This is a genomic window from Mangrovibacter phragmitis (assembly GCF_001655675.1).
In the GTDB taxonomy this organism is placed as follows: domain Bacteria; phylum Pseudomonadota; class Gammaproteobacteria; order Enterobacterales; family Enterobacteriaceae; genus Mangrovibacter; species Mangrovibacter phragmitis.
On the sequence record NZ_LYRP01000047.1, the window covers coordinates 1 to 12005 of the forward strand.

The 12005-nt window shown below is 53.5% G+C and carries 8 protein-coding genes and 1 pseudogene; 1 reads left to right on the plus strand and 8 read right to left on the minus strand.

Annotated elements, in window-relative coordinates:
* The 7 genes and pseudogenes from A9B99_RS18945 to tssK all read right to left on the minus strand — a co-directional run.
* A pseudogene (locus A9B99_RS18945) lies at positions 1–1074 on the minus strand (hypothetical protein); the annotation flags it as partial.
* An 11-nt stretch (positions 1075–1085) separates the two neighbouring features.
* A complete protein-coding gene (locus tag A9B99_RS18950) occupies positions 1086–3440 on the minus strand; it encodes a type VI secretion system Vgr family protein (RefSeq protein ID WP_064600298.1) in 2355 nt (784 codons plus the stop codon).
* Positions 3440–3676 carry a hypothetical protein gene (locus tag A9B99_RS18955; RefSeq protein WP_064600300.1) on the minus strand — a complete coding sequence of 79 codons (237 nt, stop codon included), beginning with the start codon at positions 3674–3676 and terminating at the stop codon, positions 3440–3442. Before A9B99_RS18955 ends, A9B99_RS18950 begins: the two co-directional genes overlap by 1 nt.
* 167 nt (positions 3677–3843) lie before the next feature.
* Entirely contained in the window at positions 3844–4059 is a 216-nt protein-coding gene (locus A9B99_RS23665) for an Hcp family type VI secretion system effector (RefSeq protein ID WP_082917918.1), read from the minus strand.
* A gap of 4 nt (positions 4060–4063) precedes the next feature.
* The gene (locus A9B99_RS18965) at positions 4064–5746 is read right to left on the minus strand and encodes an OmpA family protein (RefSeq protein ID WP_064600304.1); all 1683 of its coding nucleotides are present in this window, start codon (positions 5744–5746) and stop codon (positions 4064–4066) included.
* Positions 5746–6471 (minus strand): type VI secretion system protein TssL, short form, encoded by a 726-nt coding sequence (gene tssL / locus A9B99_RS18970; RefSeq protein WP_064600306.1) that lies wholly within the window; start codon positions 6469–6471, stop codon positions 5746–5748. Before tssL ends, A9B99_RS18965 begins: the two co-directional genes overlap by 1 nt.
* Positions 6468–7817: a type VI secretion system baseplate subunit TssK gene (gene tssK / locus A9B99_RS18975; RefSeq protein ID WP_064600308.1), complete on the minus strand. Its 1350-nt coding sequence runs from the start codon at positions 7815–7817 to the stop codon at positions 6468–6470. Before tssK ends, tssL begins: the two co-directional genes overlap by 4 nt.
* A gap of 1113 nt (positions 7818–8930) precedes the next feature.
* Here tssK and A9B99_RS18980 point away from each other — a divergent pair.
* Positions 8931–10259: a glycoside hydrolase family 28 protein gene (locus A9B99_RS18980; RefSeq protein ID WP_231889216.1), complete on the plus strand. Its 1329-nt coding sequence runs from the start codon at positions 8931–8933 to the stop codon at positions 10257–10259.
* 247 nt (positions 10260–10506) lie between these two features.
* On the opposite strand, the gene A9B99_RS18985 is transcribed toward A9B99_RS18980, so the two are convergent.
* A complete protein-coding gene (locus A9B99_RS18985; protein ID WP_064600310.1) occupies positions 10507–11784 on the minus strand; it encodes an OprD family outer membrane porin in 1278 nt (425 codons plus the stop codon).
* Positions 11785–12005 lie beyond the last annotated feature (221 nt).

Consider the following 12005-nt stretch of genomic DNA (forward strand, 5'->3'; position numbering starts at 1 on the left):
AAACCAGCGTTTACCGTCTTTGTCTGTGAAGGGGTGGCATTTGTCCTGCAGCAGGATTTTGTGACTGTCTTTCTTCACCTGCCCTCTGGTCCGGGTGAAGCTGTCGCCGGAACGGCTATAAATGAAGCTTTCCGGGTGGATATGAATGTATTTCGGGCCGCTCTGCACCTGTGCCCTGTTGCTCAGAAAATCGCTCATCCGGCTGTCCGTACTCAGCACTTCAACATGGACGAACGCGCTTTTCTCCACACCGTTCATACCGTCAGGGGCAATGTCTTCCGCCAGGTAACCCACCGCATAACCTGCGGCAACCTCAACCCGGGTTGCCGGTTTAACAACGGTATCAAATGTGCCCTGTGCTACAGCCTGCTGCATCCAGGCCGGCAGGTATGCCCTCTGTTTACCCACGAGGGTCATATATTGCGGGTCGAGCGACACCCAGAACGCCCCGCCGGTCATTTCGGATTTGCTGTTCAGCATCCGGGCAAGCCCGAACGCCTGCTTCTGTCCCTTCAGGTCGAAAGTGAGCTCACGCAGCACAATGACGCTGTCGCCGGTTTTCAGTTTACTCTTCGCAACCGGTGCCTTATCGCCGTCTTTTTCTTTGCCGGTATATTCACGCTGACTCAGCTCGTCCCCCTTCGCAGTAACCTGATACAGCTTGTGTTCTGGAAAGGCAGACAGCGGAGCAAGCCCGATATACAGCGAGTAAAAAACGAGGCTGTTGTCCTTCTTTTCGGGATCCGGGGTACAGGTGGATTTGACCAGCACAAACGTACTGGAATACTGCAGCGGGTTATTGATGTATTTACCGGTGAGGTAGTCCTGATTAATACGCCAGGCCACCACTTCACCGCCCGCCATAAACTGAAGCGGCACCGCGGAGTCTGCAGTCTCCCTTGCCAGCACGGAGCCGGGGGCGCTCTTACTGGTGATGTGGACCCCACCGTGCCACATATTGTTAGTTCCGGCCAGCCAGGAGCCGTGTGGCTCCTGACAGAGTGGCTGCATCATGTCATCCAGGGTGGCGTATTGTTCACCATTCGCTTTTCGGGCAGGAAAGCAGATTTTCATTTCGGTTATCCTTAACGTGAAGGGATATTACGTGTTTTGGGCGGCGTCACGCTGGCGTTCGTCTGGCTGAACTGAGGCGCCGCGGTGTCCATACTGCCGCCCGCCATTGATGAACGATAATGCGCAGATTTGACCTGGTAATCACCCGGGGTTTCTTCCACAATGCCGCCGTTGTCCAGAGTGATACTGGAGCCGCCGCCGTTAAGTCGCAGTTTAGGCGCACTGATCAGCAGCTCATCCTTGTTACTGCGGATGGTAAACAGCAGCTCCGATGTCATCTCCATTGAGCTCGCCCCTGCGCGGACCTCAACATCTCCCTGAGATGCAATCAGCTTCGCCCCGGACTGATGAGCAAACAGCCCGACAGACTCACTGGCAGCCAGCGTGATGTTCTTCATTGCTCCCATATCCAGATGCTGGCCCGTATTCAGTATGGTGTTCTGCTTGCTGGTCATCTGAAGGTGCTCCCCTGACGTGAACGCAACACCCTGCGGTGAACTGCACAGCAGGACGGCGGACTGAAGGTTTCTCAGGCGGTTTTCCAGCAGTCTGTTCTGGCTTTCAAGGTCACAGGTGAGTGCCTGAGCTTGCTGCGCGAGCAGATTGAGCCGCTTCATTTCGGCCGCTGACTGATTCAGGCGCTCAATAGCCGGTGCCATGTCCAGCATTTTGCCCTGCGCCGCTGGCTGCGCATCCGCTGTCAGGAACATTCCCCGCCCGGCACGCAGCGCACCGTACTCATCGGTACGCAGTTCAAACCCGGTACCGCGGGGCTCACGCGCACTGTCCACAATGTGGCCGCCGTTGAGTTGCGTCTTGCCAAACGGCGTCGCGAGTTTGAAATGCTCTTCCTGACGCTTGTCTTCCAGGCGAAATTTATTGTCCCCTGCCGTACGCCAGATATTACGTGTGTGGTTGTCACGCGTGACGTGGTCAGGGTGTTCAGAATCGTGTTGAGCGTAGGCAATGTACGGGCGGTCAGGGTCTCCGGCGTCAAACATCACCGACACTTCGGTACCATCAAGCAAGGGAGCATGGAATCCGTAATTATCCCCGGCGTATGGTTTTGCCAGACGCAGCCAGAGGTAGGCATACCCCTGTTCGGTGCTGTTACGGTCAAAATCGAGCCGGACGCGATAGCGCCCCTGGTTGTCGAGATAAGCATAAGTGTCATGCTTCTCATCGCTTTCCACCCGGGCTGGCAGGGAGCCGGCCATCACCGGGCGATTCAGCAGCGCAGGGCGGTAGCAGACCGTTTCACTGTACGGAATGCCCGTAAAGTGCAACTGGAAGCCCTTATCGCGCGCCCCGGAAGTGTGAACGCCGGTGATGACGATGCCGCCCTTGAGCGAATCGGGCAGCCCACAGCCCTGTGGTTCCAGTACCTCGCCTGGGACAAGGACCGGGCTACTCGCACGTCCCGTAACTGTCAGTTGGGTATTGAGGTAGCGTTCATGGCGCAGGCGGGCAAACCAGGCCCCGCTTTCGGGGGTTTCCGTATCCCCTTCATTCAGGAATGGCTCCGCATAGTGATACACCTCCCCGGTAGTGACCGCGCCCTCCAGGCGGATGGTCACTGAACTGTCCTGCGGGGTCAGCGCAGCGCGGTAGTTATAGTCGCGAGTGACCACGCCGCCGGTGACCACATGGTCTTTTGGCTGGATGTTCCAGACGCTTTCCTGACCGTTATCACTGGTACGTGACGGCGGAATAATGGGCAGCTTCACACCAAACTGATACTGCATCTGGCTGTCCTGGAAAATCACCACATCCTGCTCTATGCGATCGTCCATCTCAAAGCGCCAGAAGATACCGACTTCAGCCAGCAGGCGTTGAACAAAGGCCAGGTCCGTTTCACGCCACTGGGTAATGAGCTCGCGGGCCGGGTAGTTCTGCGACAGGCGGAATTCAAAATCTGTCCCTTCCAGCCCGTGAGAACGCAGAACTTGCTCCACGACTTCCGGCACTGACTGGTTCAGATACACCGCACAGCGTTCGGTGTGCCGCATCAGGGCAATACGCGGCACAAGCCGCAGGGCGTAGAGGGTTTCATCTCCCGACACGGAGATACGGCGGAAATCATCCACCACCCCATACACTGTGCGCACCGGTATTGCTGGCGTACCGTTATAAAGCGGCGTCTGGAAGGTAAAAGAGGCCGGTTTGAGCATCAGCTCACTGCCAGCAATATTCGCGGCACAGGTGACGGTAACGTCATAGCGCCAGGGCTGACTCAGGGTTTCACTGGCACGAAAGCGCAGGACGTCGAGGAAATGCGGGCACTCATGGACATCCACGCGGTAGCGGGATAGCCCCAGAGCTTCGTCTATTTTCTTCTGAGCCAGACTGGTCGGGTTCTCCATCATCACGCCTCTCCTGCGGTGTCCATGTTATCAAATTCCAGCCCTGTCTCCTCTTTGTCATTACAGGCAGGCGTCAGGGTGTGTCGTTTTTGTTTCGCAGCCATGTGAATCAGCTGTTGCTGGCTCAGCACTGGCAGAATTTTCGCATGAGCGCGGGCCTGACACGGAGAGGCGCTCCTTTCCATCACGCGGGCGCAAAAAGGACTAAGGCGTCGAAGCAGGATTGTCGGGTTTTCCATGTTTGCTTGCTCACTGTTGAGGACCGTTCAGGCACGCTACCGCCCCTGGCCGTTACCGAGGCCCATAAGGTCTGTTTCCGGAATGTGATGTTTTTGCTGAACGCCCGCACAGGCATACACTCAGCAAAAGCAAAAAAGCGGACAGAGAAGCTCTGCCCGCGAGTGGCTTACGCCGTAGCGCGTTCGTTCCAGGAATCTGAATGGATGATGTTGCCGTCTTTGTAGGTCCAGGTGATTTTTTCGTAACGCTGCTCTTTCTGCTCAATGTGGTTATGCTTCTGTGCCACCACTTCGATGCTGCCTTCACGATCCTGAACGCCCTCCGCACCTTTGATATCCGCGCCGCCATCATCTTTCAGCCAAAGATAAACTGGTATTGCCATGGAATTACTCGCCATTGTGTTGTGATACGCCATCATCCTGCGATGGCACCTGGGTGTGGCCCGGTATCTGGCAGGCGTTGGCCTGCGGTACCAGACTGATTTCGACACGGCGGTTGAGCGCACGGCCCTCCGGGGTGTTATTGGTGGCGATCGGACGGCTTGCACCATAGCCCTGCACCGCAAAACAGCTTTCCGGCATGTCACCGGTGTCCCGCATCCAGTCGCGTACCGCTTCAGCACGTTTCTGTGACAGCGTCTGGTTCAGTTGCACATTGCCAGTGTTATCCGTGTGACCTGCTACCACAATCAGCCAGCCCGGCTTCGCCTTAACGCCGACCAGAGAGTTCACCAGCATTTTGGTCGAACCGGTTTTCAGCACCGCTTTCCCGGAGTCGAACAGCGACATACTGTCGAGACGAATAATTTTCGGTACCGGCTTTGGCTTCGGTTTTGGCGATGGCGGCGGAGGCACCCAGGTATCAATGGCCTGCTGCACCGCCAGCCACAGGCGGTTGCCCGGATACAGCCCTAGCCCATAACGGTGTGGTTCTCCCTGACGCTGCCAGCGCTCCAGCAACAGTGCATCCTGCTGCAAGGCATGCAAGGCCTGCGCTTTCGGGGCATAGTTGTCCATCGGGATAGCCTGCCAGCGCTGAAGATCGGCACTGATCTTGCGGATAAGCGACTGGTTATGCCGCACGGACAGGGCAATAGCACCAAGGGCGCATAACAACAGAACCATCACCACCTGACGCCCAGTTTTTCCACCCGGCAACGGAGTGGTCCAGGGGGCCAACAGTGGGAGTACCGCATCAGCAAAATGCCAGCACGGTTCATATGCAGTGACATGGCCTGCAATGGCAATGCGGGTCTGGCGAAACAATAGCTGTGGCCACAGCGCGGCTACCGACGTGGATACCGACCCGAGACGCAGGGTAATAGCAAACGGTCGCACGGCCGGACACAGCCTGTCCGCTTTGCCCAGTTCATCCAGCATCACGGAGTGAAGCAGCGATGTCGCCTGTGTCAAATACGGCTGAATAAAGGCCGTCTGCGAGGACTGCTGCCACTCGCTGAGAGTGACGGCAGGTTCACCTTCCGGACACACCAGGGCAGTATTGCCCCACACCACTATCCAGGGAGTTTCCGGCCCGCTGAATTCGGTATTCAAAACCACTGGCACACTATAGCCAGTCAGTTCCCGTAACTGCTTCATCTGCAGGCGCAGCGCTTTCAGGGAGGCACGCAACAACGCCTCATCCTCATGCTGGACCGGCAGACAGCGATACATCACGGCGAGCTGTCCTGCCATCTTCGGAGTACGGGCCAGCAGACGCTCTGCAAAAGGCATGAGTCCGGTCAGTTCCGTTATCCGGAGATACCAGCCCTGCGCTGTGCCCCGGCTCGGGCCTGCCGCAAACATGCCATCATTCACATCCCCACAAACCAGCACCACTGGTCCGGTATGGCTTTCAGGCGGAAAGTGAGCGCCTTCATCGGTCTGCTGTGCAGGCCATTTTTGACGGTAACGCCGACGGATAAGAACAGCGGAAACCAGCATAACGAGCAGCGTCAGAACCGATTTACCTGCGACTGACCATGCGAGAAACCCCCAGGCCAGCCACAACACAGCGACAAGGCACAGCAATACTGGCAGCACAGCCCGGAATAATGTTCGTCCACGCATCAAGGGTGCTCCGGTAGTTGCTGGTGTATCAGGTCCTGCAGCCACAGATGACCGCCCAGCCATACAGCACCAGTCAGGACCACCGCCAGTACAATCCAGAACCAGACAGAACGCAGCAGGTTGTAACGGCGTCGTCCGGTCTTCTGCACCACCAAAGATGTGCCGGTTTCAAGCGGCTGCACGCGCTTATTCAGAACCGCAATCACTTCTTCTCGCTGCGCCTGTCCAACATCAGAGAGGCCAAATTGCCCCTGAAACCCCAGTGCAAGAACCCGCTGATAGCAAGTCAGCACCGCAGGAACCGGTGCAGGGTGACTCAGCACTTCTGAAATCCGGTCATACAAGGCTTCACCAGCGCGTAGTGATCCAAAGTAACGGGCCTGCAGTGGCGCGGAACGCCATGCCTTGATACCTTCGTCCACGTTGGTCTTCTGCTGAGCCTCAGTTTGACTCTCAGCGTATGGCAAACCGGCTTTTGCCTCACCAGGCACCGGTTTACGGTTCATCACGGCTTCATCCAGCAAGGCACACTGCGCGTAGGAAATATGCGTGATGCTCTCGCTGTCGTAACCAGCACTTTCGAGCATCTCGCGTACGCTTTCCACCTGGGCACAGCAGTTTTTATAGAGCACCTTGCCATCCGGAGCTGTACCGCCATGACGCAACTGCGCCACGGTAAGCCATGTGTCCGCCATCAGGCTGTCGATATCGATATCCTTTCTCATGAGCGCAGTACCGCAAACAGTTCAAGTTCAAGTTCCCCCAGCAAAGACGGTACATAAAACAGGCATACCCCCTGCTCCAGCATTTCATGCGCCGCACGGCTCTCCATATCCAGAACGAAGTATTGATTTTCAAGGCGTATCGGTAGTGCAGCCGGAACCCGGCTAAGAGGAATAAGACCAATACCCTCCATTGCTACACCGCTAATCTGCCCCACATCATCCGGGGTGCCAGCCATGGCCATTTCGGCGAATTTATCAGCCACCTGCCAGGCTGGCAGATTTGAACGGACGGAGAGGTAGAAATCGGCTTCTTCGCGCAAACGAATATCGTGCAACACTGCTTTCCAGGTCTGCTCATCCTGCCGGGTCATATTCACAGCAATAACACGTGAAGGCAGGCTGGCTTCCAGCAGTTCACTGATAAGATCAAATAGCGGCGGGAAGGTGTTTTCTGGGAAGTGATGATCGTATCCCGGGATTGCATCCAGATCGCGGTCCAGTGAAAACGTCAGCATACTGCCTGCCAGTCTCGCCAGCTCTGCCCATACCTGTTCAGGATGGCGGGCCGGGAAGCGTTCGAACTCAGTCAACACACGGGCGTGACTATTTAATGCATTCAGTAACCAGAACAACGAGACATCGGCAACCGCAAAGTCCGCCATGCGGTCATTACTTTCGCGACGCATGGACATAAGGCGCTGGCGGCGAGAGCGCAACTGGCGGTTCAGCAACACCAGACGCTCGTGTAACAGTTTGCTTGCGGAGAACATTGCCATCGGAGGAACAAACTCTGGATCCTGACGCCAGCCACCCTGCCCATCACGCAACAGGCGAGCTATAGCACAGGTTTGCCATGCATCATTACTTTCACTATCAAAGCGGAACATAATGTTGAAACGAGCCACGGCGATTGGCTCTTCTTCCTGACCGAACGCATCCTGGACAGTAACCCACTCTTCGCGATAGCGTAACGGGCGTTCAACTGGTACTGATTCTGCCTGAACATTGACGATGCCGGGTTGCATCACTGGTAACGCAACCAGCACTATCACACTGTCCGCACGAGCAGGATCAGGTAGCACCACTTCCCGCGGCTCTGGCGGTAACTCACTGTTTTGTGTGTCAATCAGCGTGCCATCAGGTAGCCACAAACGTAGAGTCTGTACCTGCACACGGCCAGATGCGAGAAGCGCATCATTTAGCTCTGCGCGTTCAACTCCCCACGGAAAGGGGCTGGACAACAGGGACAACCCAGCCCGAGAAAAAGATTCCCATTCAGCCTGCTGCTGAAACTGTTGCGGGGATAGTAATACGCCTTCGCTCCATAATGGACGGTAAATTTTCATCCCTGAGACCACTCCTGGCTTTGGCTTTTCGCGCCCATAAAATCAGTGAAAAATTCACATCCTTGTCTTTTGCCTGAAAATACTGAGCGACATAACGTCTCCTTTGCGCTCCCGTTAAATTTCAGGCAAACAAGTGTCAGTAATACTTCGTCCTGAAAGCTATCAGACATCTAATCATCCCTCTGAATATTGCTTAGTACACTTTTCGCACTACAGCCATCGCGGACGATAATAGTATAACAATCCAGTTTAGATCAAATTTTCAGATCTTAATTTCTTAATTAGAATATTCTTAAGAATTTAATACTGCATTACAATCATTAATAATACTAAAGTGTTAGAACAACACGCCACCCAGAGTTCAGAAAGCAAACATTTATGTTGAAGAGGTTGAAATCTGCAGGATGTTATTAGAAAAAGTAATTTAATTTGATTAAAATCAAGGCGTAAAAAAATCAAATAACTATTAACAATCAATAAAGTAGATAAGGAACCACAGGAGAGATAAAGAAGGATGGGGAGAGCAGTAGCACTATTAAATGCTTCAAGATATTCCAGCGGGATCAGCTATCACTTTCCCTCCCCTGGCATACCAAACAAGCAGTAATAAATATTATTTATTAATAGGTTATAGCCCAACTGTAAGTATTACGGGCGCTATACGCTTTTCTTAGACGGAAGTCAGTGACAGTGTATGTAATGTCTTTTGTGTCAATTGACAGGAGGAATAAGCCAGTTACCCAGGCAGCAACAGCATTGCCACCCCGAAACAAAACATGACAGGGATAATTTTTCTCATCAATTACAATTTCATTATTTTGACTTTTATAAGTTACAGCTTATTTTATTACCGATATTTATTAGCTGGTGCTAACCCAATAAACCACATTCACTAATGCCGCCAGCCACAATCAAGCCAGTGACACTATTGCCCGGTAGAATACGCCAACGTTGAGCTATATCACGCACCTCACCGGAACGTTCACCCCAGATACACGCAATACCAGCGTCAAATGCCAGCAAATTTTCATTAGCCGGTCATGTGCCTGGAATAAAATACCCCTTTCACTATTCTGGACTTGTAATCTTATGCTCATGAATCACCGTAGACTTTTGGTATATGGGTACAGTGTTTATGTCTGGGCAGGATTGCTGGTCAGTGCTGCTGCCGTGGCTCAGGACAGACGACAGGTTGCTGAGCCAACCTTGCCCAGGAATGTCTGCACCACGTTGGAACCTGCTTCTGATTCATCTTCCCGCAACGATACCCTCCGTATACAGGACGCTATCAATCGATGCCCTGCAGGAGCTGCGGTACACCTGGCCAGCGGCCGCTTTATCAGCGGCCCGCTAACCTTCAAATCTGGAGTCACACTCTGGGTTGACCGCGATGCGGTACTGGCTGCCAGCACCGATCCACGGGTTTACGACAAAGACGGGCATTGCGGCAGCATTGACGACAAGGGAAACGGCTGCAGACCTTTTATATTGTTTCGGGGCACACAAGGCGGTGGCATCGTTGGTGAGGGTGTGATCGATGGGCAAGGAGGTGAGACTATGGTCGGGCATAAAGAGACCTGGTGGCAGTTGGCTCGTCGCGCGCAAACTGAAGGCGGCAGACAGAACGTGCCACGTCTGATCGAGGTCGATAACTCGCGCGACATCACCTTCTACCAAATCACGCTGCACAATTCACCAAATTTCCATGTGGCCCTGAAAGGTGTCGAGGGTGCAACCTTTTGGGGGATACGCATTGATACGCCAGCTGATGCACGCAATACTGACGGCATCGATCCGGGTGCCTCACAGGATGTGACCATAACTCACAGCTTCATCCGCACCGGTGATGACAACGTGGCTATCAAGGCCGGTAGCGGCACTACCTCCCACATATCACTGATCGACAACCACTTTTATTGGGGACATGGACTGTCCATCGGCAGCGAGACGGTTGGCGGTGTCAGCGACATACTGGTACAGAACCTGACGCTGGATGGCACCACCTCGGGCCTGCGCATCAAAAGTGATGTCAGCCGCGGCGGGCTGGTTCGTAATGTACGTTACGAACACATTTGCCTGCGCGACAACCGCCGCCCACTGGATTTCGATACTCACTACACTCCCAACGCACGGGGCAACCAGATCCCGGTCTATCGCAATATCATACTTCGCGATGTCGTCGGCACATCGGGTAACCTGGTACTGCGTGGCTTTGACGCAGCCCATCCTCTGGGCATCATGCTGGATGGAGTTCGCTTCAACATGGACGCACACTGGCAGGTTGAATTCGCGCAGATACAAACCGGACCAGAAGGAACCCGTCCAGCGCTACCCGGAAAGCCTCTGGGTACAAATGTCTACGTTGGTTGCAGCCAACGCTGGGTGCCTTTTCCGGCCAAAAATAAAGAGCAGACTTTCCCGGCAATTCCCATAAAACGGTAAGCTGGTCACGGGGTTGTAGAGCAGGCCGCCTGTATCCGTTGCCAGAGTCTGGCTGAACGAAGAATCTGAAGTGAGAGACCAGGTAACAGTGAGTATGGGGCTGGCAAGTTCTGGAAAACGGGAAGAATACGAGTGAGAGTATTGCTGTGGCTGATGCCGCGCTTTACTGTGCAAAACAGCCATGGCGTATTGAATCCGGGAAGAAGGTACTGGGTGGTTGCATATTTTTGCCGCCACCCAAACGGGTTTACATAACAGAGAACGGATATTCGACAAACACGCGAATTTCATTACCGCCAATGTTGTAATCCGCCGCATCAGAAGAGACGCGCAATACGGAATAGCGCAGTTTCAGTTTCAGGTTTTTAGCAATGCCATTTGGCACTTTGTACTGCACCTGATTGAAGAACTCATGTTCGTGACCATTACTGCTGGCAGAGGTTTTAATGTTGTCACCACGCACATAAGCCACATCGTAACTCAGCCCCGGAGCACCGAGCCCGCTCAGGTCAACCGAATAAGCCACTTGCCAGGAGCGCTCGTCCTCACCATTGAAATCAGACCAGTAAGAGTTAGCCAGCCAAATCGTGTTGCCGCCATCGCCGATACCGCCATTTTTACGATAACCGCCATAATGGTAACCCGTGCTGCCACTGCTCTGTTGCCAGGCGATTTTGAAGGTATGGATATCCCACAACACATAGCTTGCTGCCAGGCTCCAAATCGTATTACTGCGCCCAGTATTCAGGCTGTCGGCATAAGACTGGTCAAGGCGAGAATTATAGCCGTTGAAGTCCAGAATTAATTTCTGGTCATTGGTCAGCGGTTGGGTGAACGTCATGCCAAGATATTGCTTGTTTTGCACATCCTGCACAGATGACGCATAAAAAGCGGCATTAAACTGGTTATTAAAGGCATAACGCGCGCCAGCAAAAGCCAGGCTGTTTAACCCACTGTCATGGCTGTCGTCGCTTTTTTGCTGTTCTGCTGTGAAATAGCCTGCACTGATATCCAGCCCCCGTAGTTCCTGCGAATCCAGCATGAAGCCCGTAAAAGATTCATACAGCAAACGGGATTCGTCGGCAGTAACAATGGGCAATGCCGGGCGCTGATTACCGTAGCTCAACACAGTATTGGAAAAGCGCATTTTGGCACGCGCGCCAAATTTGGCTAAGTCAGACTTCGCTTTGCCATCCTGATCCTGAGCAAAGAAGTCGATTCCGCCCGCACCGCTACGCCCGCGCCCACCGTCAAGGCGTACTGCATACTGAGCAATACCGTCCACACCAAAGCCAACCGGCCCTTGAGTAAACCCGGAATTATATGTCGCAATAATGGCCTGACCCCATTCATCCCGGTCGCGAACACCAACGTCTTTATAATCACGCTTGATATAGGCATTTTTCAGCAATACATCCAGGTTGCTATCTTCCAGAAAGCCGTTACTGGTCTGTTGCCCTGAGTCGGCCGCAGCCGCATTTGCCGACAAGACCAGCAAGGCGGCGAAAGGCAGTGATTTTTTCACGTTGTGTTTACCTGTGTTGTCTGTTTGTATAATTGCTTATTTGAATGAAAAACATACACCTCAATGTAACTACAGGTTACACAGGCATACAATTTGTCATTTTTACCAGGCAAACAAACGAAAAGTATTATCAATTGGTGCGATGGTTAGCAGACTGTGTGCTCAATAGTAAGGAAAACAGCAGCTTTGTATAAAAAACAGCCAAAAATTGCTATTTTTCA